Below are 25180 nucleotides of genomic sequence, written 5' to 3' on the forward strand. Positions count from 1 at the left end.
GCCACCGTAAGCCGTTCGCCGGCCGCCGGTCGTGCACTTCGCGCTCTCCCCGTGCCGGGCACTTCGCGCGCTCTCCATAAGGGGCGAGGGATCGGATTGCCCCGGTTCCTTATCCCTTTCCGACATCCCTGTGAGGATCGCCACGAAACGGGCAAACGATCACGATTGGCTGCGACAGTGGGCGGAGCACTGACCCACCCAGGGGAGAACCTTCGTTGGCAGCCATCGCCCGGTGGTGCGTGAAGCACCGCCTCGTCGCCGTTCTGCTCTGGCTCGTCGCCCTCGGCGGCGCCGTCACCGGAGCGGCGCTCGCCGGAAGCGCGTACTCCAACGACTACGAGGTGCCCGGCACCGAGTCGGGCCGGGCCACCGCCCTCCTCGACCGCGGCTTCCACGGCGCCGGCGGCGACAGCGACACCATCGTCTGGCACACCGACCGCGGCAGCGTCCGCGCCCCCGACGTGGAACAGCGGATGACCGCCATGCTCCACAAGGTCGAGGACCTCCCCGGCATCGCCTCCGTCGCCTCCCCGTACGGCTCCGCCCCCGGCCAGATCAGCGAGGACGGGCGCACCGCCTACGCCGCCGTCACCTTCGACGCGCAGGCCGACGACATCCCGAAGAGCGAGGCCCAGGCCCTCGTCGACACCGCGAAGGCCGCCGCCACCGACGGCGTCCAGGTCGAGCTCGGCGGCGCCGCCGTCGGCGCCACCGTCTCCACCGGCGGTCACACCGCCGAGATCGTCGGCGTGGCCGTCGCCGCCGTCGTCCTCTTCCTCGCCTTCGGCTCCCTCGCCGCCGCCGTGCTCCCCATCGCGACCGCCCTGGTCAGCGTCGGCATCGCCTACTCCGGGATCGTGCTCCTCGGCCATCTGATGACGGTCGCCGACTTCGCGCCCATGCTGGGCATGCTGATCGGCCTCGGCGTCGGCATCGACTACGCGCTGTTCATCGTGACCCGCCACCGCAAGGGCCTCAAACGCGGCCTGCCGGTGGCCGAGGCCGCCCGGATAGCCGTCGCCACCACCGGCCGCGCCGTGGTCTTCGCCGGCGCCACCGTCTGCATCGCCCTGCTCGGCATGCTCATCCTCCGGCTCGGCTTCCTCAACGGCGTCGCCATCGCCGCCTCGCTCACCGTCGTCCTCACCGTCGCCGCCTCCGTCACCCTGCTGCCCGCGCTGCTCTCCCTCATCGGCATGCGCGCGCTGAGCCGCAAGGAACGCCGGCAGCTCGCCGAGCACGGCCCCCAGCCCGAGCTCCCCACCGGCTTCGCCGCCCGCTGGTCCGCCTTCGTCGAGCGCCACCCCAAGCTGCTCGGCGCGGTCGCCGCCGTCGTCATGCTCGTCCTCGCCCTGCCCACCTTCGCCCTCCACCTGGGCAGCTCCGACCAGGGCAACAACGCGGCCACCGCCACCACCCGCAAGGCCTACGACCTGATCGCCGAGGGCTTCGGACCCGGTACGAACGGGCCGCTCACCCTCGTCGCCGAGCTCGACGGCGCCGACGACCGGGTCGCCCTCGACGCGCTGCCGGCCCGCCTCGCGCACACCAAGGGCGTCGAGTCGGTCTCCCCGATCACGTACAACGGCCCCGGCGACACCGCCGTCCTCACCGTCGTCCCCGACTCCTCGCCCCAGTCGAAGGCCACCAGCGAGCTGGTCGACCGGCTCCGCCACGACGTCCTGCCGGCCGCCGAGGACGGCAGCTCGCTCCAGGTCCACGTCGGCGGCGTCACCGCCTCCTTCGACGACTTCGCCGAGATCATCGTCGGCAAGCTGCCGCTCTTCGTCGGCGTGGTCATCGCGCTCGGCTGCGTCCTGCTGCTGCTCGCCTTCCGCTCGATCGGCATCCCGCTCAAGGCCGCCCTGATGAACGTCATGGCCGTCGCCGGCGCCTTCGGCGTGGTCGTCGCGATCTTCCAGTGGGGCTGGGGCACCGAGCTGCTCGGCCTCGGCAGCGCCGGGCCCATCGAACCCTTCCTGCCCGTGATCATGGTCTCGGTGCTCTTCGGCCTCTCCATGGACTACCAGGTCTTCCTGGTCAGCCGGATGTACGAGGAGTGGCTGGAGACCGGCGACAACCGGCGCGCGGTCCGGGTCGGCCTCGCCGAGACCAGCCGGGTGATCAACTCGGCGGCGGTCATCATGATCTCCGTCTTCCTCGCCTTCGTCCTCTCCGGCGACCGGGTCATCGCGATGTTCGGCATCGCGCTCGCCGCCGCCGTCGCCCTCGACGCCTTCGTCCTGCGCACCCTCCTCGTCCCCGCCCTCATGCACATGCTCGGCGGCGCCAACTGGTGGCTGCCCCGCTGGCTGGACCGCCGGCTGCCGCGGATCAGCATCGAGCCGCCGGAGTGCCGCGTGGCCGCCGACGCCCGTGCGAAGATCGCCACCGAGGCCCTGGAGACCCTGGAGGCCCCGGAGCCCGCGCGGATACCCGCACAGCGGGTGCTCACGGCGACGCAGGCGGAGGAGACGACCGAAGATGTTCGCGATACCACTGGGTGACGACGGCGCCGAGCTCACCCCGCTGGCCCCCTGGCAGGCGGACGAGTTCCTCGCCCACATCGACCGCGGCCGTGACTTCATCGGCGCGCACGTCGGCCTCCCGGACATCGTCACCGACCTCGACACCGCCCGCGCCCACCTCACCCGCTACGCCGACCGGGCCGCCCGCGACGCCGGCTACCTCTACGGCATCCGGGTCGACGGCCTCCTCGTCGGCGGCGTCCTCTTCGTCCACTTCGACGCGACGGGCGGGACGGCCGAGGCCGGCTGCTGGATCGAGCCCGGGTACGCGGGCCGGGGCCTGGTCACCCGCGCCTGCCGGGCCATCATCGACTGGGCGATCGAGCGGCGCGGCATCCACCGCGTCGAATGGCAGGTCTCGCCCGCGAACACGCCCAGCATCGCCGTCGCCCGCCGCCTCGGCATGACGAAGGAAGGCGTGCTCCGCGAGAACTACCCCTACCGCGGCAAGCGCAACGACACCGAGATCTGGTCGGTGCTCGCCCCGGAGTGGCGGGCCGCGAAGGAGGCCTGAGGTCGCCTGAGGCCGGGCCGGGGCGCGCCTAAGGCCCCCTGGGGCGCATCTAAGGACCCCCGTACGCCGAACATGCGGCACTCTCCCGATGTGGCCGCACCCCCTGGGAAACGACAGTAGAGGCATCGCAGGAAGCGATACCGACACCGGGACCGACCGGCCCCGAACCCCAGGGAGCACACCATGTACGCGTACGAACTCCACCAGGTCCGCCACGCCGAGCTCGTCGCCCGGGCCGCCGCCCAGCGCCTCGCCCGGGAGGCCCGCGAGGCCGCCCGCAGCCGGCGCCAGGAACCCGAGGGGCGGGTGAATACCGACCGGCAGCGCTTCGTCCGGGCCGCGTGACCCGGAATGCCGCACGGCTCGGATACGCCGCGTGACACCCGTACGAGCACACCCGCGGACGCCTGTGCGATGCTCGGCGCCGTGGAGACCAGGTCAGTCAGCCCCGTCTTCGTCGGCCGGGCCGGCGAACTCACCGCCCTCACCGAGGCGCTCTCCCGCGCGGCCGCGGGAGAGCCCCAGGCGCTCCTCCTCGGCGGCGAGGCCGGGGTCGGCAAGACCCGCCTCGTCGAGGAGTTCACCGCCCGGGCCCGCGCCGCCGGCGCCGTCGTCGCGCTCGGCGGCTGCGTCGAGATCGGCGCCGACGGACTGCCCTTCGCCCCCTTCTCCACCGCCCTGCGCGCGCTGCGCCGGGAACTCCCCGAGGAGTTCGCCGCGGCCGCCGCCGGCCAGGAGGGCGAACTCGCCCGGCTGCTCCCCGAACTCGGCGACCCCACCGGCCACGAACCCGCCGCCGAGGAGGCCACCGCCCGCCTCTTCGAGCTCACCGTACGGCTCCTCGAAGGCCTCGCCGCCGACCGCACCGTCGCCCTCGTCCTGGAGGACCTGCACTGGGCCGACACCTCCACCCGGCACCTGCTCGCCTACCTCTTCCGCACCCTCGCCCACGGCCGGATCACCGTCGTCGCCACCTACCGCGCCGACGACATCCACCGCCGCCACCCGCTGCGCCCGCTGCTCGCCGAACTCGACCGGCTGCGCTCCGTCCGCCGCATCGAACTCGCCCGCTTCACCCGTGCCGAGGTGCACCGCCAGCTCACCGGCATCCTCGCCGCCGAACCCGACCCCGCCCTCCTCGACCAGGTCTTCGAACGCTCCGACGGCAACGCCTTCTTCGTCGAGGAACTCGTCGCCTCCCACGAGTCCGGCTGCGCCGCCACCGCCCTCAGCGACTCCCTGCGCGACCTGCTCCTGGTCCGCGTCGAAGCCCTGCCCGAGGCCGCCCAGCGGGTCGTCCGGATCGCCGCCGAAGGCGGCTCCACCGTCGAGTTCGACCTGCTTGCCGCCGTCTCCGGACTGCCCGAGGACACCCTCATCGAGGCCCTGCGCCTCGCCGTCGGCGCCAACATCCTGCTCGCCGCCCCCGAAGGCGACGGCTACCGTTTCCGCCACTCCCTGGTCCGCGAGGCCGTCAGCGACGACCTGCTGCCCGGCGAACGCTCCCGGCTGCACCGGCGCTACGCCGAAGCCCTGGAGGCCGACCCCGCGCTGGTCCGCGCCGACGAACGCGCCACCCGGCTCGCCACGTACTGGTACCACGCCCGCGACGCCGCCCGCGCCCTGCCCGCCGTCCTGCGCGCCTCCGTCGAGGCCCGCAAGCGCTACGCCTACGCCGAACAACTCCGGCTCCTCGAACGGGCCATGGAACTCTGGGACGAGGTCCCCGACGCGGTCCGCGCCGCCCTGCGCCCCCTCGACTACGCCGAGTCCTACCCTGCCTGCTCCCGCGACCCCGAGACCCCGCTCCGCCATCTCGACCTGCTCGCCGAGGCCGCCTTCGCCGCCCGCCTCTCCGGCGAACGCGAACGGGCCCTCAAGATCGGCCGCACCGCGCTCCGCATCCTCGACAGCGACGAGGAACACGACCCGCTGCGCGCCGCCTGGTTCTACGTCGAACGCGCCCGCCTCCAGTCCAACCTGGCCCGCGGCGACGGCTGGGCCGAGATCGCCCGCGCGCAGGAACTCGTCCGCGGCCTGCCGCCGTCCGCCGTGCACGCCGTCGTCCTGGGCATCGCGGCCGGCTGGGGCATGCTCCGCAACCCCGGCCCCGGGGCCTTCGCAGACGCCGAACGCGCCGTCGAATACGCCCGGTTGGTCAAGGCCGAGGCCACCGAACTCTCCGCCCTCGGCACCCTCGGCTCCCTCATGACGGCCGCGGGCGACCCCGACGCCGGACTCGCCCAGCTCCACGAGGTACGCCGACGGACCCTGGCCCTCGGCCAGTTCCACGAGGCCTCGCGCACCTACGTCAACATCTCCTCCGGCCTGGAGGGCCTCGGCCGCTCCCGGGAGGCCGTCGACATCGCCACCGACGGCATCGCCTCCGCCCGCGCCCACGGCCTCGTCGACAGCGCCGGCTGGGTTCGCGCCAACCTCGCGGAGTCGCTGTACTCCCTCGGCGAGTGGGACCGCGCCCAGGAGGAGTGCGAACTGCTGCTGCGCGGCGGCGCGGCCGACACCAAGCCCGGCGGCACCGCCCTGCTGCTCCTCGCCCGGCTCGCCGTCGAGCGCGGCGATCCCGGCACCGCCGCCGGCCGGCTCGCCGAGTCCTCCGCCCGCTACGGCAGCCGCGACCCCATCCCGCAGTACACCCTGCCGACCGCCCACGTGGCCCTTCAGATCGCCGCCGCCGAGGGCCGCCTCGCCGACGTCCGCACCGGCCTCGCCGCCGCGGCCGAGGCCGGCTTCCCGCCCGGCACCCACCGCTACGGCTGGCCGCTCGTCCTCACCGCCGTCACCGCCGAGGCCGACGCCCGCGGCCTGCCCGCCGCCGACGCGGGCCGCGCCGCCGCGCTCGACCTGATACGCCGCTGCGTCCGGAGCCTCGCCGCCCCGGCGCCCGTCTGGCAGGCGTACGCCCACCAGGTCTCCGCCGAACTCGCCCGCGCCGAGGACCGGGCCACCGCCGAGCGCTGGGCCGAGGTCGTCGCCGCCTTCGAGCCCCTCGACCGCCCCTACGAGCTGGCCCGGGCCCGGCATCGCCACGCCGACGCGCTGCTCGCCGAGGGCGGCCGGCGCGAGGAGGCCGCCGCCCTGCTCCACGCCGCCCACACCACCGCCGTACGCCTCGGGGCGCAGCCGCTGCGCGAGGACGTCGAACTGCTCGCCGCCCGGGCCCGCCTCGCCCCGCTCTCCGCCGCCCCGGACGCCCCGCGGCAGCCGGAGCCGGAGGAGGGCGACGCCTTCGGCCTCACCCCGCGCGAACAGGACGTCCTGCGCCTCGTCGCCGCCGGGCGCACCAACCGCCAGATCGCCGAGGAGCTCTTCATCTCGCCGAAGACGGCGAGCGTCCACGTCTCCAACATCCTCGCCAAACTGGGCGTCGCGGGGCGCGGCGAGGCGGCCGCGCTCGCACACCGGCTGCGGCTGCTCGACGCACCGGCCTGATCAGTCGCCGTCGGCGGGGCGGGGCAGCCGTATGGTCACCTTCCCCGAGGACAGGTCTATCGGCCCCCGGTACGGGTCGCCGTCGCCCAGGTCCTCCCGGGTCAGCGCGAGCCGCTGCCGCTCGTCGTCGGTGTGCTTGCGGCCCGGTGCGAACAGCTCTTCCATCATGTTGAACACGTGCTCCGCCTCCCTCACGAGGTGCTAGCCGACCTCCAGGCGCAGGATCCGGTCGTCGCCGGGTCCCGGGGTGCCCCGGGTGTCGGTCTCGCTGGTCACCAGCCAGAGCCGGGTGCCGCCCGCGGTCGCCTGGACCGTGCGCAGCCGTCCGTACTCACCCTTCAGGAACGCCACCGGCTCCCCGGATCGTTCCGCGCCGGAGAGCGGAATGCGCCACAGGCGCTCGCCGCGCAGCCCGGCCATCCAGATCGCGCCCCGGGCGTACGCGATGCCGCTCGGCGAGGCCTCCGAGGTGGGCCACTGGGCCACCGGGTCGGTGTAGCCGGCCCGCCCGGCGATGCCCTCCACCACCGGCCAGCCGTAGTTCCGGCCGGGCCGGATCAGGTTCAGCTCGTCCCAGGTGTTCTGGCCGAATTCCGATGCCCAGAGGCGTCCGTCGGCGTCCCAGGCGAGGCCCTGGACGTTGCGGTGGCCGTACGAGTACACCAGGGAGCCCGGGAAGGGGTTGCCGGGCGCCGGGCGGCCCTCCGGGGTCATCCGCAGGATCTTCCCGCCGAGCGAGCCCTTGTCCTGGGCGAGCCCGGTCCGCCCGGTCTCGCCGGTCCCCGCGTACAGCATCCCGTCCGGGCCGAACGCGATCCGCCCGCCGTTGTGGATGAAGCCCTTGGGGAGACCGGTGAGCACCGGCTCCGGCGCCCCGAGCCGGTCGCCCGCGCCCCCGCCGTACCGCATCCGGACGATCCGGTTGTCCGACTCGGCGGTCAGATACGCGTACACCCAGCCGTCCCGCACGGCGAGCCCGAGCAGCCCGCCCTCCCCGCCCGGCACGACCCCCGGCACCTCGCCGACCGGCGTCTGCCGGCCCGTCCGCCCGTCGATCCGGGTCACCGTCCGCTCGTCCCGCGACGACACCAGCAGATCCCCGCCGGGCAGCTCGGCGAGCCCCCACGGCGACTTCAGCCCCTCGGTCAGCGTCCCGGCGACCCGTACGGGTGCCGCCGGGCTCGTCGTCGGCGGCGCGGTGGACGCGGGCGGCGGGCTGGCGGGCGGGGCGGAGGACGGGCCGGAGGACGGGGTGGAGGAGCACCCGGTGGCCAGGAGCAGCGCGACCGCGCCGCCCGTCAGTGTCCTGCTGACGACTCGGCCTCGGCTCATGACCCGGTCCCTTCGGCGGCTGCTTCCGGCGGCTCCTTCCTTGATACACCGCCGGACCGACAAGGGCCCGGACGCGGCTCAGTCCCACGACCCCCGGGCCGCCGGAAGCGCCGCGATCTCCGTCAGGTCGGCGGCGTCGAGGACGAGGCCGGCCGCGCGGGCGTTCTCGACCGCCCACCGCTCGTGCTTGGTGCCCGGGATCGGGACGACGTGCGGGCCCTGGGCGAGCGCCCAGGCCAGCGCGACCTGCGCCGGGGTGACCTCCGCGCCGTGCCGGGCCGCGACCCGGCGCAGGCCCGCCACCAGCGGCTGGTTCGCGGCCATCATCTCGGCCGTGAAGCGCGGGTGCCGGGCGCGCGGATCGTCCGCCTCGAAACCGCCGCCGGGCGTCAGCGTGCCGGTGAGGAAGCCGCTGCCCAGCGGCATCGCGGCCAGAAAGCCCACGCCCCGCGCCGCGCACCACGGCAGCAGCCGTTCCAGGGCCTCCGGGGACCACACCGACAGCTCCGCCTCGACCGCGCTCACCGGGAACACCTGCTGGATCCGCTCAAGCTGCCGGATCGTTCCGTCAAAGCCGCCGCCCGTCACCGGCCGCCGGAAGAACCGGGTCCGGGCACCCACCGCGCACAGCCCGAGCGCCCGCACCTTTCCGGCCCGCACGAGATCGGCCATCGCGCCCCAGGTCTCCTCCACCGGCACCTCGGGATCGGCCCGGTGCAGCTGGTAGAGGTCGATCACATCGGTCTGCAGCCGCCGCAGCGAGGCATCACAGGCCCGGCGCACATAACCGGGCCGCCCGTTGGCCACCACATGCCCGTCGCCCACAAGGAGACCGCACTTCGTCGACACGAACACGTCCGCCCGGCGCTCCTTCAGCACCCGCCCGAGCAGCAGCTCGTTGGTGAACGGCCCGTACATGTCGGCGGTGTCGAGCAGGCTCACCCCGGCGTCCAGGGCCGCGTGCACCGTACGCAGGGACCGGTCGCCCCGCTGCCGGGAGGAGCTGTACGCCCAGTTCATCGGCATGCACCCGAGGCCCACCGCACCCACTCCGAGCGCCGCCGCCCCGATCGTCCTGCGCTCCACCTGCCGCAACCCCTCCCTGTGCAGCCCCCAAAGTAACCAATGGCGCGCGGGATTCATCGCATAGCCTCCCGGTCATGACACTCGATGACACCGCCGCTGACGTGTGGCTTCCGATTCCCGCGGACGAGATCGACGGCCTGCCCGCGCCGGGCGCGTCGGGCCTGAACTACCGTTTCTGGGACGGCGGGCCGGACTTTCCGGCCGATCCCGCCCGCTGCGCCTTCTATGTCGTGCCCTACATGAAGGGCGAGGAGATCGCCGTCCGGCCGCTCGCCGGGATGAGCTCGGTGCGCGTCGTGCAGACCCTGTCCGCCGGGGTCGACCACGTCACGCCCGGCATCGGGGCGCTGCGCTCCGGCGTGCGCCTGTGCAATGCGCGGGGCGTGCACGAGGCCAGCACCGCCGAGCTGACCCTGGCCCTGATCCTCGCCTCGCTGCGCGGCATCCCGGGCTTCGTGCGTGGTCAGGACGCGGAGGAGTGGCGGGCCGGGTTCTATCCGGCGCTCGCCGACAAGTCGGTGCTGATCGTCGGGTACGGATCGATCGGCGCCGCCATCGAGGACCGGCTCGCGCCCTTCGAGTGCGCGCGGATCGTCCGCGTCGCGCGCTCGGCGCGCACCACCGCGCGCGGGCCGGTGCTGCCGATGACCGAACTGGCCGCGCAACTGCCGCAGGCCGACGTGGTGGTGCTGTCCACCCCGCTCACCCCGGAGACCCGGCAGCTGGCCGGCGCGGACTTCCTGGCCCGGATGAAGGACGGCGCCCTGCTCGTCAACGTGGCGCGCGGTCCGGTGGTGGACACCGCCGCGCTCCTGAAGGAGGCCGAGAGCGGCCGGATCCGCGCGGCACTCGATGTCACCGATCCGGAACCGCTGCCGGCCGGGCACCCCCTGTGGCACGCTCCCGGTGTGCTCGTGAGCCCCCATGTGGGCGGCTCCACCTCGGCGTTCATGCCGCGCGCCAAGCGCCTGATCGCGGCCCAGCTGACCCGCTTCGTCGCGGGCGAGGACCTGGCCAACGTGGTCCTCACCACCTGAGCCGGCTCCCCGGGGGCGTGCGCCCCCCCGAACGCGCTCCTCACAAGCCCCCTGACCGTCACGGAGAGTACTGCACCCCTGTCCCTGAGTGACGATCCTGGTGTATGGTCCCGGAGCGGGGGACTGCGTCGAGAACGGGCAGACGCTGGGGAGCGAAGTGACGGGACATCAGATTCCGAGGGGGGCGACGGGTGGAGCACGGCCGAGCGACCGACGATCCGACGCGACGGTGCCGCCGCCGGTCGCCCCGCGTCGCGCAGCCGCCCTGCCGGACCGGCCGGTGCCGGACCAGCCCGCCCGCGCCCCCGGACCCGGACCCGCCGCGGACGGCCGCGGCACCGTCGCCGTGCCCGCGCCGCGCGCGGCCGGCACCCGCTGCGAGGAGCTCGGCGAGCCGTCCGGCGGCTGCGGAAGCCACGCCGTACCGCGTTCCGAAGGCCCCGCCGACGCCCTCACGGCGCAGCCGGCGCAGCCGCACCCCGGCGAGATCCCGGAGGGACCGGTGAGCACCGCGGCCCTCGCCGCACCCGCGCCCGTCGGCGCGGGCGTCGGCGGCACCGCCGGACCCGGCTCCGGCGCCGGCTCCGGCCCCGGAGCACCCGCCCCCGGACGCGGCCGGCGGCCCGGGCGGCCCCGCCCCGGCGCGGGCGGGGCGCTCGCGCAGCTCGGCCTCGGCCTGCTCTGCGGCGGCTATGCCACCGGCGCCGCGGTCGGCTGGGGCTCCGCGGAACTCGCCCTCGTCATGGGCGACTTCGGGCTGAGCGCCGCCGCGCTCGCCGCCGCCGTCTCCTGCTTCCTCTACGCCCGGGGCCGCCGCCGCGCCTTCCGCCCCGCCTGGTACCTCTTCGCCTTCTCGTCCTTCATGGCCGCCACCGGGAACGCCGTCTGGGGGTGGTACGAGGTCGTGCTCCGCCGCGCGGTGCCCAGCCCCTCCTCCGCAGACCTCTGCTTCCTGCTCTTCGCCCCGCCCGCCATCGTCGGCCTGCTCGTCCTCGCCAAGAAGCCCGTCACCCGGGCCGGCTGGGTCTGCCTCGGCCTCGACTCCTGGCTGATCGGCGGCTCCCTGCTCACCCTGTCGTGGAGCCTCGCCCTCGCGCACACCGCGTACGTGCCGGGCGAGAGCGTCGCCCGCGCGGCGCTCTCCCTCGCGTACCCGCTGCTCGACATCGTGCTCGTCAGCATGGTGCTCGCGCTGCACTTCCGGCGCTCCCACATCAACCGCTCGGCCGTCCACACCGCCATCGCCGCGCTCGCCCTCACCGTGCTGTGCGACGCGCTGTTCACCTCGCCGCTCCTGCGCGAGCACTACAGCTCCGGTCAGCTCCTCGACGCCGGCTGGTTCGCGGGCTCCCTGCTGCTCGCGTACGCCCCCTGGGGGGTGCGCCGGCACGTCGACCCCGGGCCCGCCGCGGCCCGCGTCCGGCACCCGCACAGCCGCCCGCTCGCCGGCTCGCTCGCCGCGCTCACGCCGTACCTCGCGGCCGCAGTCTGCACCCTGAGCATCCTGTACAACGTCGTCGAGGGCCGCAGCGTCGACCGCGTCGTCGTCCTCACCGGGTGCACGGTCGTGCTCGCCCTCGTCGTCCGGCAGGGCATCATGCTGCTCGACAACATCGCCCTCACCCACGAACTGGCCCAGAAGGAGAACCACTTCAGGTCCCTCGTGCAGGGCTCGAGCGACGTCATCATGATCGCCGCGCCGACCGGCATACTGCGCTACGTCAGCCCGGCCGCCGCCGGGGTGTACGGGCGAGAGGCCGAGGAGCTGATCGGCTCCGAGCTGGCCTCCCTCATCCACCCCGAGGACCTCGGCGGCGTCGTCCACGAGGTGCGCCGCTTCCTGGCCGCCCCGCCCTCCGAGGAGCCCACCACCCGGATCGAGTGCCGCTTCCGCTCCGGTCGCGGCGACTGGCTCAACGTCGAGTCCACCGTCAACCGGCACCAGGGCGGGCTGATCTTCAACAGCCGCGACGTCACCGAACGGGTCCGGCTCCAGGCCCAGTTGCGGCACAACGCCGAGCACGACCCGCTCACCGACCTGCCCAACCGGGCGCTGTTCACCGAGCGGGTGCGCGGCGCGCTCAGTGGCCGCCGCGCCACCGACATCGGCACCGCGGTGCTCTTCATCGACCTCGACGGCTTCAAGGCGGTCAACGACCGGCTCGGCCACCAGGCCGGCGACGAACTCCTCGTCCAGGCCGCCCGCCGGCTCCACGAGTCCGTGCGGGCCGGGGACACCGCCGCCCGGCTCGGCGGCGACGAGTTCGCCGCGCTCATCCTCGGCGACGGCAACCGCGACCGGGCCGACCGCGAGTGCCGGGTGGCCGAGATCGCCGACCGGCTGCGGGTCACGCTCTCCCAGCCGTACCGGGTGGACGGCGCCGCCCACGAGGTGCGGGTCGCCGCCTCCATCGGCGTCGCCTTCGCCGAGCCCGGCATCGGCGCGGGCGACCTGCTGCGCAACGCCGACCTCGCCATGTACCGGGCCAAGGCCGCCGGCAAGGACCGGGTAGAGCTCTACGCCCCGCAGATGCAGGCCGAGGTGGTGCGCCGCACCGAGCTCGCCGCCCGGCTGCGCACCGCGCTGCACGACGGCGAGTTCGCCCTGCTCCACCAGCCCGTGGTCGACCTGAGCACCGGCCGGATCGCCGCCGTCGCCGCCCAGGCCCGCTGGCGCTCCGCGCAGGGCATCCTCTTCACGCCGGCCGAGTTCCTGCGGGTCGCCGAGGACGGCGAGCGCACCGCCGAGCTCGGCCGCTGGCTCTTGGAGGAGGCCGTCGAGCAGGCCGCCGAGCGGGCCGGAATCGGCCATCGCGCCCCGGTCACCGTGCGGCTCTCCGCCCGCCGGCTGCTCGACCGCTCGCTGCCGCTGGGCTCCGTCGAGTCGCTGCTCACCCGGCACGGGCTGCCCTCCGGCTCGCTGATCGTCGAGCTCGCCGACAGCGACCCCCGGGACCCCCGGGTCTCCTTCGACGAGCTGGAGCAGCGCCTGGCCGCCCTGCGCCGGCTCGGCGTCAAGATCGCCCTCGACGGATTCGGCAGCGGACATGCCGCGATCAACGCCCTGCGGCGGCTTCCGGTCGACATACTGAAGCTGGACCGCGGCCTGGTCGAGGGCATCGTGGAATCGGCCAGACTGCGCAAGATCACCAGCGGGCTGCTCCGCATCGCCGGCGACCTCGGGATGCAGTCCGTCGCCGACGGCGTGGACATGCCCGAGCAGGTGCTGGCGCTGCGCTCCATGGGCTGCACCCACGGCCAGGGCATGGCGTTCTCCGGCCCGCTGGACGAGTACCGGCTGCGCCGGGCGCTGGTGCGGGACGAGTATCCGCTGCCCGGAGCGGTCGCGGTCAGCGCCGGAAACCGGCCGCCCACCCGCTCACATGATGAGACGCCTGTCCCACCTACTTGACAGTGACAGTGCGTCGGGGGGAGGGTCAGTGCCATGCGCACCCGAATTCTCGTACTTGGACAGCGCGTCGGCTGAGGCAGGCCAAGGAAGGCCCGCCTGAAACGCACCCGACGCGCTCCCCTCGCTTGCCTATCGGCACGGGGGGTTTTTTGTTGCACCGGATCACCCCGAAGTCGTACCAAACCCTCGCAAAAACCTCTGCTTCGAGAAGAGAATGCTGATGACCGAGCAGGCCACCGGGCACCATCCGCAGCCGCGGACCCGTAGCGGCGCACAGCCCGCCACCACCGTCGAGCACGTCACGGGTGCGCAGTCCCTCATCCGCTCTCTCGAGGAAGTGGGCGCCGACACCGTCTTCGGCATTCCGGGCGGCGCGATTCTCCCGGCGTACGACCCGATGATGGACTCGAAGCGGGTCCGCCACATCCTGGTCCGCCACGAGCAGGGCGCGGGCCACGCCGCCACCGGTTACGCGCAGGCCACCGGCAAGGTCGGCGTCTGCATGGCGACCTCGGGCCCCGGTGCGACCAACCTGGTCACCCCGATCGCCGACGCCCACATGGACTCCGTCCCGCTCGTCGCGATCACCGGCCAGGTCTCCTCCAAGGCGATCGGCACCGACGCCTTCCAGGAGGCGGACATCTGCGGCATCACGATGCCGATCACCAAGCACAACTTCCTGGTCACCCGGGCCGAGGACATCCCGCGGACCATCGCCGAGGCCTTCCACATCGCCGCCACCGGCCGCCCCGGCCCGGTCCTGGTCGACATCGCCAAGGACGCCCTCCAGGCGAAGACCACCTTCAGCTGGCCGCCGCAGACCGAGCTGCCCGGCTACCGCCCGGTGACCAAGCCGCACGCCAAGCAGATCCGCGAGGCCGCCAAGCTGATCACCGCCGCCAAGCGGCCCGTCCTGTACGTCGGCGGCGGCGTCCTGAAGGCCGGCGCCACCGCCGAGCTGAAGGTCCTCGCGGAGCTCACCGGCGCCCCGGTCACCACCACCCTGATGGCCCTGGGCGCGTTCCCCGACAGCCACCCGCTGCACGTGGGAATGCCCGGCATGCACGGTGCGGTCACCGCCGTCACCGCGCTGCAGAAGGCCGACCTGATCGTCGCCCTCGGCGCCCGCTTCGACGACCGCGTCACCGGCAAGCTGGACAGCTTCGCCCCGTACGCCAAGATCGTCCACGCCGACATCGACCCGGCGGAGATCGGCAAGAACCGCACCGCCGACGTCCCGATCGTCGGCGACGCCCGCGAGGTCATCGCCGACCTGGTCCAGGCCGTCCAGGCCGAGCACAGCGACGGCCACAAGGGCGACTACACCGCCTGGTGGAGCGACCTGAACCGCTGGCGCGAGACCTACCCGCTCGGCTACGACCTGCCGGAGGACGGCAGCCTCTCGCCGCAGCAGGTCATCGAGCGGATCGGCAAGCTCGCCCCCGAGGGCACGATCTTCGCCGCCGGCGTCGGCCAGCACCAGATGTGGGCCGCCCACTTCATCGACTACGAGCAGCCCGCGACCTGGCTCAACTCCGGCGGCGCCGGAACGATGGGCTACGCGGTCCCGGCCGCCATGGGCGCCAAGGCCGGCATGCCGGACCGCACGGTCTGGGCGGTCGACGGCGACGGCTGCTTCCAGATGACCAATCAGGAGCTCACCACCTGCGCCCTGAACAACATCCCGATCAAGGTCGCCATCATCAACAACGGTGCCCTCGGCATGGTCCGTCAGTGGCAGACCCTCTTCTACAACCAGCGCTACTCCAACACGGTCCTGCACTCCGGCCCGGAGGACATCAACCCGGAGGCCAAGGGCACCCGCGTCCCGGACTTCGTGAAGCTGTCCGAGGCCATGGGCTGTGTCGCCCTGCGCTGTGAGGACCCGGCCGACCTGGACAAGGTCATCGCCGAGGCCAACGCCATCAACGACCGCCCGGTCGTGATCGACTTCATCGTCCACGAGGACGCGCAGGTCTGGCCGATGGTCGCCGCCGGCACCTCGAACGACGAGGTCATGGCCGCCCGGGGCGTCCGCCCCGACTTCGGCGACGGCGAAGACGACTGAGGCGAAGAGCGAAAGCGCGAACAGGAGACCCCCATCATGTCCACGAAGCACACGCTCTCCGTCCTGGTCGAGAACACGCCCGGCATCCTCGCCCGGATCGCCGCCCTGTTCTCCCGCCGCGGCTTCAACATCGACTCGCTCGCGGTCGGTGTCACCGAGCACCCCGACATCTCCCGCATCACCATCGTGGTCGGTGTCGAGGACCTGCCCCTGGAGCAGGTGACCAAGCAGCTCAACAAGCTGGTCAACGTCCTGAAGATCGTCGAACTCGAGCCCAGCGCCGCGATCCAGCGCGAGCTCGTCCTGGTGAAGGTCCGCGCCGACAACGAGACCCGCTCCCAGATCGTCGAGATCGTCCAGCTGTTCCGCGCCAAGACCGTGGACGTCTCGCCCGAGGCGGTCACCATCGAGGCCACCGGTTCGAGTGACAAGCTGGAGGCGATGCTCAAGATGCTGGAGCAGTTCGGCATCAAGGAGCTCGTCCAGTCCGGCACGATCGCCATAGGGCGCGGGGCCCGGTCCATCACGGACCGCTCGCTGCGCGCCCTCGACCGCAGCGCCTGATACACCGCAGCGCCTGATCCACCGCAGCGTCTGATGCACCGCAGCTTCTGATACACCGCACGTCACCAGGGGTCGACCGCCGGTCCGGCCGGCGGTCCGCCTGGCGAGACCCGACAACCTTCCTCCCGCACCCCGCCGTACGGTGGGACGCAACACCAGCACCTCAAGGAGATTTCCAGTGGCCGAGCTGTTCTACGACGCCGACGCCGACCTCTCGATCATCCAGGGCCGCAAGGTCGCGGTGATCGGTTACGGCAGCCAGGGCCACGCCCACGCGCTGTCGCTCCGTGACTCGGGTGTCGACGTCCGCGTCGGTCTGCACGAGGGCTCCAAGTCCAAGGCCAAGGCCGAGGAGCAGGGCCTGCGCGTGGTCACGCCCGCCGAGGCGGCCGCCGAGGCCGACGTGATCATGATCCTGATCCCGGACCCGATCCAGGCCAAGGTCTACGAGGAGTCCATCGCCCCGCACCTGAACGACGGCGACGCCCTCTTCTTCGCCCACGGCTTCAACGTCCGCTTCGGCTTCATCAAGCCCCCGGCCGGCGTGGACGTCGCCCTGGTCGCCCCGAAGGGCCCGGGCCACCTGGTCCGCCGTCAGTACGAGGAGGGCCGCGGCGTTCCGGCGATCGCCGCCGTCGAGCAGGACGCCACGGGCAACGCCTTCGCCCTGGCCCTGTCGTACGCCAAGGCCATCGGCGGCACCCGTGCCGGTGTCATCAAGACCACCTTCACCGAGGAGACCGAGACCGACCTCTTCGGCGAGCAGGCCGTGCTCTGCGGCGGCGCCTCCGCGCTCGTCAAGGCGGGCTTCGAGACCCTGGTCGAGGCCGGCTACCAGCCGGAGATCGCCTACTTCGAGTGCCTCCACGAGCTGAAGCTCATCGTCGACCTCATGTACGAGGGCGGCCTGGAGAAGATGCGCTGGTCCGTCTCCGAGACCGCCGAGTGGGGCGACTACGTCACCGGCCCGCGCATCATCACGGCCGACACCAAGGCCGAGATGAAGAAGGTCCTCACCGAGATCCAGGACGGCACCTTCGCCAAGAACTGGATGGACGAGTACCACGGCGGTCTGAAGAAGTACAACGAGTACAAGACCCAGGACGAGAAGCACCTCCTGGAGACCACCGGCAAGGAGCTGCGCAAGCTCATGAGCTGGGTGAACGACGAGGAGGCGTAAGCCTCTGGGCCCGGGTCCGGACACAGTGTCCGCACCCGGGCCACATCGTTGGACACCCCGTCCAACCACGGAAGGGTGATCCTTCCAACGAGGCGCAGGAACCGCGCCACCGCACCACTACACTGCTCAACAACATCGCGTCTGGCCCACAGCGTCGTGCGCTTTCACGCGGCAAGCCCCCTCCACCGCTGCGGCCGTCGGGACGGCCGTCCGCACCGTCTCTGTGAGGACTCAACGTGAGCTCGAAACCCGTCGTACTCATCGCTGAAGAGCTGTCGCCCGCCACCGTGGACGCACTGGGCCCGGACTTCGAGATCCGGCAGTGCAACGGCGCCGACCGCGCGGAGCTGCTCCCCGCGATCGCCGACGTCGACGCCATCCTGATCCGCTCCGCGACCAAGGTCGACGCGGAGGCCATCGCCGCCGCCAAGAAGCTGCGCGTGGTCGCCCGCGCCGGTGTCGGCCTGGACAACGTGGACGTCTCCGCCGCCACCAAGGCCGGCGTGATGGTCGTGAACGCCCCGACCTCCAACATCGTCACCGCCGCCGAGCTCGCCTGCGGTCTGCTCGTCGCCACCGCGCGCAACATCCCGCAGGCCAACACCGCGCTGAAGAACGGCGAGTGGAAGCGCTCGAAGTACACCGGCGTCGAGCTCAGCGAGAAGACCCTCGGCGTCGTCGGCCTCGGCCGCATCGGCGTCCTGGTCGCCCAGCGCATGTCCGCGTTCGGCATGAAGATCGTCGCCTACGACCCCTACGTGCAGCCGGCCCGCGCCGCCCAGATGGGCGTGAAGCTGCTGTCCCTGGACGAGCTGCTCGAGGTCGCCGACTTCATCACCGTCCACCTGCCGAAGACCCCGGAGACCCTCGGTCTCATCGGCGACGAGGCGCTGCACAAGGTCAAGCCCTCGGTCCGGATCGTCAACGCCGCGCGCGGCGGGATCGTGGACGAGGCGGCGCTGTACTCGGCGCTCAAGGAGGGCCGGGTCGCCGGCGCGGGCCTCGACGTGTACGCGAAGGAGCCCTGCACGGACTCCCCGCTCTTCGAGCTCGACCAGGTCGTCTGCACCCCGCACCTCGGCGCCTCCACGGACGAGGCCCAGGAGAAGGCGGGCATCGCGGTCGCCCGCTCGGTGCGCCTGGCGCTCGCCGGCGAGCTGGTCCCGGACGCGGTCAACGTCCAGGGCGGCGTCATCGCCGAGGACGTGAAGCCGGGTCTGCCGCTGGCCGAGAAGCTCGGCCGGATCTTCACCGCCCTGGCCGGCGAGGTCGCCTCGCGCCTTGACGTCGAGGTCTACGGCGAGATCACCCAGCACGATGTGAAGGTGCTCGAACTCTCCGCGCTCAAGGGCGTGTTCGAGGACGTGGTCGACGAGACCGTGTCGTACGTCAACGCCCCGCTGTTCGCGCAGGAGCGCGGTGTCGAGGTGCGTCTGACCACGAGCTCCGAGTCGCCCGACCACCGCAACATGGTCACCGTGCGCGGCACGCTCTCGAACGGCCAGGAGATCTCGGTCTCCGGCACCCTCGCGGGCCCGAAGCACCTGCAGAAGATCGTCGCGGTCGGCGACTACGACGTGGACCTGGCGCTCGCCGACCACATGGCGGTGCTGCGCTACGAGGACCGTCCGGGCGTCGTCGGCACGGTCGGCAGGATCCTGGGCGAGGCCGGTCTGAACATCGCCGGCATGCAGGTCTCCCGGACCGTGGAGGGCGGCGAGGCGCTCGTCGTGCTCACCGTCGACGAGACCGTCCCGGCGCCGGTCCTCGCGGAGATCGCGGAGGAGATCGGCGCGGCCTCGGCCCGCTCGGTCAACCTGGTCTGACCCGTCTGACCGGTGGATACACCCGTACCCGGCCGCTAGACATCCGTCTTACACGGGCGTCTAGTGGCCGGGTACAGTGCTGTCATGGGACACAAGGAAGATCTGCTGGAGGGCGCCAAGCGCTGCCTCCTGGAGAAGGGGTACGGGCGCACCACCGCCCGTGACGTCGTCGCCGCCTCCGGCACCAACCTCGCCTCCATCGGCTACCACTACGGCTCCAAGGACGCCCTGCTCCAGCAGGCCTTCCTCGCGCTCACCGAGGAGTGGGGCGACGCGGTCGGCGGGGCCGACGCCGAGGGTGCCGACAAGCTCCCCGCCGATCCGTACGAACGGTTCCGCGCCGTCTGGGAGCGCCTGATCGGCGCCGCCGAGGCGAGCCGCCCGGTCTGGAAGCTGCAGACCGAGGTCGTCACCCGCCTCGACGACGACGAGAAGCTCCGTGAGGCGATCAAGGAGCCGCAGCGGGAGGGCCGGCTCGGCATGGCCGAGGGCATGCTCGGCATCGACCCGGCGGCGGACCCCGAGAAGGCCCGGGTCGCCGGCCTGCTCCTGCAGGCCCTGGCGACCGGCGTGATGATCCAGTGGGTGGTCGATCCGGAGACCGCGCCGACCGCCGGTGACCTGACCGAGGGGCTCAAGGTGCTGATGGGGGAGTAGGGCTGGTCAGACCGGCCCGGTCATTCCACCCGGTCCGCCCGGTAGCGCTCCGCGAGCCGGGCCAGGGCGACCGCGCCGAGCAGCAGGCCGAAGTCGCGCAGGGCGACGTCGTAGTAGCCGGGGATGGTCAGCAGGTTGATGATGATGCCGGCCAGCCAGGCCGCCACCAGCCAGCCGCCGAACCGCGGGGCGAGCGCGACGGCGACGCCCGCGACGATCTCGATGACGCCCACCGCGTACATGGCCTGCTGCGCGGTGCCCGGGACGATGTCGTCGATCCAGGGCGCGAGGTACTGGGGCCAGTCGGTGAGCAGATTGGCGAACTTGTCCAGGCCGAACAGGATCGGCGCCACGGTGAAGCCGGTGCGCAGGATGAGGAAGGCCTGGTAGCCGGGGTCGTGGAGCGCGGCCCGGCGTTGCTGCCGCCCGGGAGTGGTGGATGGGGCAGTGGGGGACGACATGGCGCACGCCTCTCATGGCTCTCGCTGCCGATTTTTCTATCGACAACTCTCATTAACGATAGAAGCGCGCTCGCTCTCTTAAGTCAATGGGGGTGGGTTTTACACTGGTGTTCGTGGAGCACTCGAATGACGTATCGGCGGTAGCCGCCCTTGACGAGCCGACCCGGCGCCGGCTCTACGACCATGTGGTCCGCCGGCCGGATCCGGTCGGCCGCGACGAGGCAGCCGAGGCGCTCGGACTCGCCCGGCAGACCGCCGCCTTCCACCTCGACCGGCTGGCCGACGAGGGCCTGCTCGACGTGGTCTACGAGCGCCGCTCCGGCCGGACCGGGCCGGGCGCCGGCCGCCCCGCCAAGCTGTACCGGCGCTCCGGGCGCGAGGTCGCCGTCAGCCTGCCCGAGCGGCACTACGAACTCGCCGGCCGGCTGCTCGCCCAGGCCCTGGAGGAGTCCGAGACCACCGGCGAGCCCGCCCGGGAGGTCCTGCACCGCAACGCCCACGCCCTCGGCGCCCGGCTCGCCGAGCGGGAGTGCGCCGAGCTCTTCGCCTTCCTGGAGCGGTACGGCTTCGAGCCGCGCCCCGACGGCCCGGACGGCACCGCGCTCGTGCTCGGCAACTGCCCGTTCCACGCGCTCGCGCGCGAACACACCGCCACCGTCTGCGGGTTGAACCTGCATCTGATGCGCGGAGTCCTCGAAGGACTCGACGAGCAGGGGTACGAGGCGTGCCTGGCGCCCGGTGAGGGCCACTGCTGCGTCCGCCTGGAGCCGACCTCGTAAGACCTCGTGACAACCCCGGCGCTCAACCGCCCTACAGGCGCGCCGACTTCAGCGCCATGTGCAGCAACAGACGGTCCTCGCCCGCGTCCAGGTCGAGGCCGGTGAGCTGCTCGACGCGGGAGAGCCGGTAGTAGAGGGTCTGGCGGTGGATGCCGAGGGCCGTCGCCGTGCGCCCCGCCTGGCCCGCGTGATCGAGGAACACCTCGGCCGTGCGGGCCAGTTCGGCATGGGCCGGGGCGAGCAGCGCACGGACCGCCGGGTCCGGTTCGGCCGCCGGGAGGGCGGTGAGCATCCGGTACGGGCCGATGGCCGACCACTCCGCGAGCGGGCCGAGCCGCGGCTGGGCGGTCGCCGCCCGGGCGGCGGAGGCGGCCTCGCGCCAGGACGCGTCGAGCTCCGCGAGCCCGCGCCGGGGCGCGGCGACCCCGGCGACGGCGGCCGGGCCCGCCGTGCCGCGCAGCCGGTCGGCGGCGGTGCCGGCGGGGGAGAGGTTGTCGGCCGAGCGCAGCCGGACGAGCACGGCGAGGGCGCGTCCGGTGCCGGGGCCGGTGCTGGGGCCGGTTCCGGTGCCGGAGCCGGGGACGTACGGATTCGGCGCGGCCCGGCCCTCGGGTGAACCGACCCCGACCGGGCCCGCCGTCGCCCGCCACGGCACCGTGCAAAGGGCCGCCGCGCCCGGCACCGTACGCGGCGAGGGGGAGTCCTCCTCGGGCCAGGGCGCCAGGCAGACCAGGGTGTGCAGGCCGTCCGCGTCCGGGCCGAGCGCGGTGCGCAGGGCGGCGACGGCCATGTCGTACTGCCAGCCGCGCTCCGCCGTCAGCGTGGTCCGCAGCTCGCGGGAGAGGTCGGCGCCCGCCCGCTCCTCGTCGGCGAGCAGGTCCCCGATCCGGGACGCGACCTCCATCGCGGCGGTGAGCCGCTCGTGCGAGGGACCCGGCTCGGCGTCGAGCAGCCAGACGTACCCGAGGACGACACCCCGATGGCGTACCGGCAGACAGATCCGGTCCCGGAAGACCCCGGCGTCCGGCGCGGCCGGAATGCGCACCGGGCCGGTCGCCCGGGCGATGCCGAAGCCCTCGAACCAGGCGCGGACCGCGGGCGTGGACTTCCTGGTGAGGATCGACCGGGTGCGGACCGGGTCCATCGCGCTGTCGTCCTCGCTGTCGTGCGCGCCGAAGGCGATCAGGCCGAAGTCACGGTTCTCCAGGGTCGCGGGGGTGCCGAGCAGCGCCGAGATCTCGTCGACCAGGTCCTGGTAATCGCCCTTCACGGCGCCATTCTCGCACCGTGACCGGAGTTCTTCAGACAGATGTCTGAGAGCGCGGACACGGATGCGTGACAGCTGTAGATGGCGGACGATCGGAGCGATCCTTAGGTTTCACGGTGGTTCTTCGTGCTGTTCCCGTTTGGTTACGAAAATTCGGGTACGGCGCCTTTCGTCACCCTGCCCTCTGGAGGTCCCCCGTGCTGGGTCCCGTGATCCTCGCCGCGTCGCGCAGCGACAAGATGCGCCGTTTCGTGTCGGCCGCCCCCGGGACCAAGCAGGTCGTGGCCCGTTTCATCGCCGGCGAGTCGGTGAACGACGTCGTCCCGATCGTGCAGGACCTGGCCGCCCGCGGCCTGGAGGTCACCCTCGACGTCGTCGGTGAGGACATCACCACCGTCGAGCAGTCGTACGCCGCCCGCGACGCCTACCTGGAGCTGATCGGCCGGCTCAAGGAGCTCGGCCTCGGCACCCGCGCCGAGATGTCCGTCAAGCTGTCGATGTTCGGCCAGTCGCTCGACAACGGTCATGAGCTCGCGCTGGCGAACGTCCGCCCGGTCGTCGCGGCCGCCGCCGAGATCGGCACCACGGTCACCCTGGACGCCGAGGACCACACCACGCTCGACTCGATGTTCGCCATCCACGAGGAGCTGCGGAAGGACTTCCCGCAGACCGGCTGCGTCATCCAGGCCTACCTCTTCCGCACCGAGGACGACGCCCGCCGCCTGGCCGCCGCCGGCTCGCGCGTGCGGATCGTGAAGGGCGCCTACAAGGAGCCCGCCGAGGTCGCGATCCAGGACAAGGCCGAGATCGACAAGGCGTACGTCCGGATCATGAAGATCCTCATGGACGGCGAGGGCTACCCGATGATCGGGTCGCACGACCCGCGCCTCATCTCGATCGCCCAGGAGCTGGCCCGGCGCGCCGGGCGCAAGCTGGACGAGTACGAGTTCCAGATGCTGTACGGCATCCGCAGCGAGGAGCAGAACCGGCTCGCCGCCGAAGGCCACCGGATGCGCGTCTACACGGCCTACGGCACCGACTGGTACGGCTACTTCATGCGCCGCCTCGCGGAGAAGCCGGCCAACCTCCTCTTCTTCGTCCGCTCCATGCTCACCAAGGGTTAGGCCGTGCCATGTGGATCATGCCGGGCTCCCGACGTCCGATACCGCGCCTCGCCGCGTTGTCGTCGGTCGCCGATGCTCCGCATCGCTTCCCTCCTCCGCCTTGCGATCCACGGCACCGGACGCCGCTCGCTGATCCGGCCTGATCCACATGGCACGGCCTAAGCCCCCCACCCCCCAGGCCTCCCACCCCTCCGAAGGAGTCAAGAGACACATGGACGCTGTGACCCAGGTCCCCACTCCCGTCAACGAGCCGGTGCACGGCTACGCCCCGGGCTCCCCCGAGCGCGCCCGCCTGGAGGCCAAGCTCAAGGAGCTGGCCGACAACCCGCGCGACCTGCCGATGACCATCGGCGGCGTGAAGCGCATGGGCGGCGGCGAGGAGTTCAAGGTCGTCCAGCCGCACAACCACAAGGCCGTCATCGGCACCTTCCGCGGTGCCACCCAGGCCGACGCCCAGGACGCGATCGACGCCGCCCTGGCCGCCGCCCCGGCCTGGCGCGCGATGTCCTTCGACGACCGCGCCGCGATCATCCTGCGCGCCGCCGAGCTGCTCGCCGGCCCGTGGCGCGAGACGCTGGCCGCCTCCACCATGCTCGGCCAGTCGAAGACCGCCCAGCAGGCCGAGATCGACACCCCGTGCGAGCTCGTCGACTTCTGGCGCTTCAACGTCGCCTACGCCCGCCAGATCCTCGCCGAGCAGCCGCCGGCGAACTCCCCCGGCGTGTGGAACCGGCTCGACCACCGCCCGCTGGAGGGCTTCGTCTACGCGATCACGCCGTTCAACTTCACGGCCATCGCGGGCAACCTGCCCACCGCCCCCGCCCTCATGGGCAACGTGGTGGTCTGGAAGCCGTCCCCGACCCAGACCCACTCCGCCGTGCTCCTCATGGAGCTCCTGGAGGAGGCCGGCCTGCCGAAGGGCGTCATCAACCTGGTGACCGGCGACGGCATCGCCGTCTCGGACGTGGCCCTGAACCACCCCGACCTGGCCGGCATCCACTTCACCGGTTCCACCCGCACCTTCCAGCACCTGTGGAAGACGGTCGGCACCAACATCGAGAAGTACCGCTCCTACCCGCGGATCGTCGGCGAGACCGGCGGCAAGGACTTCGTCGTCGCGCACCCCAGCGCCGACCGCGCCGTCCTGAAGACCGCGCTGACCCGCGGCTCCTTCGAGTTCCAGGGCCAGAAGTGCTCCGCCTCCTCCCGCGCCTACGTCCCGGCCTCCATCTGGAACGACGGCTTCAAGGAGGAGTTCGCGGCCGAGGTCGACGGCATCAAGATGGGTGACGTCACCGACCTCACCAACTTCATCGGCGCCGTCATCGACGACCGCGCCTTCGCGAAGAACAAGGCCGCGATCGACCGCGCCAAGGCCGACGAGACCTGCACGATCGTCGCCGGTGGCACGTACGACGACTCCGAGGGCTACTTCGTGCGCCCGACGGTCATCGAGTGCGCCGACCCCGAGAACGAGGTCTTCACGACCGAGTACTTCGGCCCGATCCTCGCGATCCACGTCTACGACGACGCGAAGTACGACGAGATGCTGACCCAGATGGAGTCGGTGTCCGCCTACGCCCTGACCGGCTCGGTCATCGCGAACGACCGCGCCGCCGCCGCGTACACGATGGAGAAGCTGCGCTACGCCGCCGGCAACTTCTACATCAACGACAAGTCGACCGGCGCCGTCGTCGGCCAGCAGCCCTTCGGCGGCGGCCGCGCCTCGGGTACGAACGACAAGGCCGGCGCCCCGCAGAACCTGATGCGCTGGACGCTGACCCGCGCCATCAAGGAGACGCTGGTCCCGCCGACCGAGTACGGCTACCCGCACATGGGCTGACGCCCCTCGCCGCTCTCTTCCCCGAGCGGCCACTGAACACCGCCCCCTTCCT

At 72.5% G+C, this 25180-nt stretch carries 19 protein-coding genes; 14 read left to right on the forward strand and 5 right to left on the reverse strand.

The window, feature by feature from the left end:
* Positions 1 to 215: 215 nt before the first annotated feature.
* The 4 genes from JAO84_RS26095 to JAO84_RS26110 all read left to right on the forward strand — a co-directional run bounded on the left by JAO84_RS26095 (position 216) and on the right by JAO84_RS26110 (position 6492).
* A complete protein-coding gene (locus JAO84_RS26095) occupies positions 216 to 2507 on the forward strand; it encodes an MMPL family transporter (RefSeq protein WP_370415023.1) in 2292 nt (763 codons plus the stop codon).
* Positions 2485 to 3042 carry a GNAT family N-acetyltransferase gene (locus JAO84_RS26100; protein ID WP_370415024.1) on the forward strand — a complete coding sequence of 186 codons (558 nt, stop codon included), beginning with the start codon at positions 2485 to 2487 and terminating at the stop codon, positions 3040 to 3042. The genes JAO84_RS26095 and JAO84_RS26100 overlap by 23 nt, the downstream gene beginning before the upstream one ends.
* Positions 3043 to 3225: 183 nt before the next feature.
* Entirely contained in the window at positions 3226 to 3387 is a 162-nt protein-coding gene (locus JAO84_RS26105; protein WP_370415025.1) for a hypothetical protein, read from the forward strand.
* 69 nt (positions 3388 to 3456) lie between these two features.
* Complete coding sequence (locus JAO84_RS26110) at positions 3457 to 6492, forward strand: AAA family ATPase (RefSeq protein WP_370415026.1); 3036 nt, start codon at positions 3457 to 3459, stop codon at positions 6490 to 6492.
* Here JAO84_RS26110 and JAO84_RS26115 read toward each other — a convergent pair whose 3' ends face one another.
* The 3 genes from JAO84_RS26115 to JAO84_RS26125 form a co-directional block, all read right to left on the reverse strand.
* Positions 6493 to 6660, reverse strand: coding sequence for a DUF6191 domain-containing protein (locus JAO84_RS26115; protein ID WP_370416870.1), 168 nt, complete (start codon positions 6658 to 6660; stop codon positions 6493 to 6495).
* 33 nt (positions 6661 to 6693) lie between these two features.
* Positions 6694 to 7824, reverse strand: a complete 1131-nt coding sequence (locus JAO84_RS26120; protein WP_370415027.1) for a sorbosone dehydrogenase family protein — start codon at positions 7822 to 7824, stop codon at positions 6694 to 6696.
* Positions 7825 to 7902: 78 nt separating this feature from the next.
* Positions 7903 to 8910, reverse strand: coding sequence for an aldo/keto reductase (locus JAO84_RS26125; protein ID WP_370415028.1), 1008 nt, complete (start codon positions 8908 to 8910; stop codon positions 7903 to 7905).
* Positions 8911 to 8984: 74 nt separating this feature from the next.
* On the opposite strand from JAO84_RS26125, the gene JAO84_RS26130 reads away from it, so the two are divergent.
* From JAO84_RS26130 to JAO84_RS26160, 7 genes are all read left to right on the forward strand, one after another.
* Complete coding sequence (locus tag JAO84_RS26130) at positions 8985 to 9947, forward strand: 2-hydroxyacid dehydrogenase (protein ID WP_370415029.1); 963 nt, start codon at positions 8985 to 8987, stop codon at positions 9945 to 9947.
* Positions 9948 to 10623: 676 nt separating this feature from the next.
* The gene (locus tag JAO84_RS26135) at positions 10624 to 13359 is read left to right on the forward strand and encodes a putative bifunctional diguanylate cyclase/phosphodiesterase (RefSeq protein WP_370416871.1); all 2736 of its coding nucleotides are present in this window, start codon (positions 10624 to 10626) and stop codon (positions 13357 to 13359) included.
* A gap of 214 nt (positions 13360 to 13573) precedes the next feature.
* A complete protein-coding gene (locus tag JAO84_RS26140) occupies positions 13574 to 15427 on the forward strand; it encodes an acetolactate synthase large subunit (RefSeq protein WP_370415030.1) in 1854 nt (617 codons plus the stop codon).
* A 36-nt stretch (positions 15428 to 15463) separates the two neighbouring features.
* Complete coding sequence (gene ilvN / locus JAO84_RS26145; RefSeq protein ID WP_116158691.1) at positions 15464 to 15991, forward strand: acetolactate synthase small subunit; 528 nt, start codon at positions 15464 to 15466, stop codon at positions 15989 to 15991.
* A 178-nt stretch (positions 15992 to 16169) separates the two neighbouring features.
* Positions 16170 to 17171 carry a ketol-acid reductoisomerase gene (gene ilvC / locus JAO84_RS26150; RefSeq protein WP_265864704.1) on the forward strand — a complete coding sequence of 334 codons (1002 nt, stop codon included), beginning with the start codon at positions 16170 to 16172 and terminating at the stop codon, positions 17169 to 17171.
* Between the two features lie 236 nt (positions 17172 to 17407).
* Positions 17408 to 18997, forward strand: coding sequence for a phosphoglycerate dehydrogenase (serA, locus tag JAO84_RS26155; RefSeq protein WP_265864703.1), 1590 nt, complete (start codon positions 17408 to 17410; stop codon positions 18995 to 18997).
* Between the two features lie 84 nt (positions 18998 to 19081).
* Entirely contained in the window at positions 19082 to 19654 is a 573-nt protein-coding gene (locus JAO84_RS26160) for a TetR/AcrR family transcriptional regulator (RefSeq protein ID WP_370415031.1), read from the forward strand.
* A 20-nt stretch (positions 19655 to 19674) separates the two neighbouring features.
* Here JAO84_RS26160 and JAO84_RS26165 read toward each other — a convergent pair whose 3' ends face one another.
* Complete coding sequence (locus tag JAO84_RS26165) at positions 19675 to 20115, reverse strand: hypothetical protein (protein ID WP_370415032.1); 441 nt, start codon at positions 20113 to 20115, stop codon at positions 19675 to 19677.
* An 86-nt stretch (positions 20116 to 20201) separates the two neighbouring features.
* Between JAO84_RS26165 and JAO84_RS26170 the strand changes: the two genes are divergently transcribed.
* Positions 20202 to 20894: a helix-turn-helix transcriptional regulator gene (locus JAO84_RS26170; protein WP_370415033.1), complete on the forward strand. Its 693-nt coding sequence runs from the start codon at positions 20202 to 20204 to the stop codon at positions 20892 to 20894.
* A gap of 31 nt (positions 20895 to 20925) precedes the next feature.
* Here the strand turns inward: JAO84_RS26170 and JAO84_RS26175 are convergent, their stop codons facing one another.
* A complete protein-coding gene (locus tag JAO84_RS26175; RefSeq protein ID WP_370415034.1) occupies positions 20926 to 22164 on the reverse strand; it encodes a PucR family transcriptional regulator in 1239 nt (412 codons plus the stop codon).
* Between the two features lie 194 nt (positions 22165 to 22358).
* Between JAO84_RS26175 and JAO84_RS26180 the strand changes: the two genes are divergently transcribed.
* Entirely contained in the window at positions 22359 to 23285 is a 927-nt protein-coding gene (locus JAO84_RS26180) for a proline dehydrogenase family protein (protein WP_370415035.1), read from the forward strand.
* A gap of 211 nt (positions 23286 to 23496) precedes the next feature.
* On the forward strand, positions 23497 to 25128 hold the full coding sequence (pruA, locus tag JAO84_RS26185; protein WP_370415036.1) for an L-glutamate gamma-semialdehyde dehydrogenase: 1632 nt from the start codon (positions 23497 to 23499) through the stop codon (positions 25126 to 25128).
* The last annotated feature ends 52 nt before the right edge of the window (positions 25129 to 25180 follow it).

Origin of the sequence: Streptomyces fradiae (assembly GCF_041270065.1) — a bacterium.
Lineage (GTDB): Bacteria > Actinomycetota > Actinomycetes > Streptomycetales > Streptomycetaceae > Streptomyces.

Excerpts from the sequence above, each read along its gene's own strand:
- JAO84_RS26115 (WP_370416870.1), bottom strand. The coding sequence starts at position 6,660 with ATGATGGAAGAGCTGTTCGCACCGGGCCGCAAGCACACCGACGACGAG.
- JAO84_RS26140 (WP_370415030.1), top strand. The coding sequence starts at position 13,574 with ATGCTGATGACCGAGCAGGCCACCGGGCACCATCCGCAGCCGCGGACC.
- JAO84_RS26100 (WP_370415024.1), top strand. The coding sequence starts at position 2,485 with ATGTTCGCGATACCACTGGGTGACGACGGCGCCGAGCTCACCCCGCTG.
- JAO84_RS26110 (WP_370415026.1), top strand. The coding sequence starts at position 3,457 with ATGCTCGGCGCCGTGGAGACCAGGTCAGTCAGCCCCGTCTTCGTCGGC.
- JAO84_RS26130 (WP_370415029.1), top strand. The coding sequence starts at position 8,985 with ATGACACTCGATGACACCGCCGCTGACGTGTGGCTTCCGATTCCCGCG.
- ilvN (WP_116158691.1), top strand. The coding sequence starts at position 15,464 with ATGTCCACGAAGCACACGCTCTCCGTCCTGGTCGAGAACACGCCCGGC.
- pruA (WP_370415036.1), top strand. The coding sequence starts at position 23,497 with ATGGACGCTGTGACCCAGGTCCCCACTCCCGTCAACGAGCCGGTGCAC.
- JAO84_RS26120 (WP_370415027.1), bottom strand. The coding sequence starts at position 7,824 with ATGAGCCGAGGCCGAGTCGTCAGCAGGACACTGACGGGCGGCGCGGTC.
- JAO84_RS26160 (WP_370415031.1), top strand. The coding sequence starts at position 19,082 with ATGGGACACAAGGAAGATCTGCTGGAGGGCGCCAAGCGCTGCCTCCTG.
- JAO84_RS26105 (WP_370415025.1), top strand. The coding sequence starts at position 3,226 with ATGTACGCGTACGAACTCCACCAGGTCCGCCACGCCGAGCTCGTCGCC.
- JAO84_RS26170 (WP_370415033.1), top strand. The coding sequence starts at position 20,202 with ATGGGGGTGGGTTTTACACTGGTGTTCGTGGAGCACTCGAATGACGTA.
- JAO84_RS26165 (WP_370415032.1), bottom strand. The coding sequence starts at position 20,115 with ATGTCGTCCCCCACTGCCCCATCCACCACTCCCGGGCGGCAGCAACGC.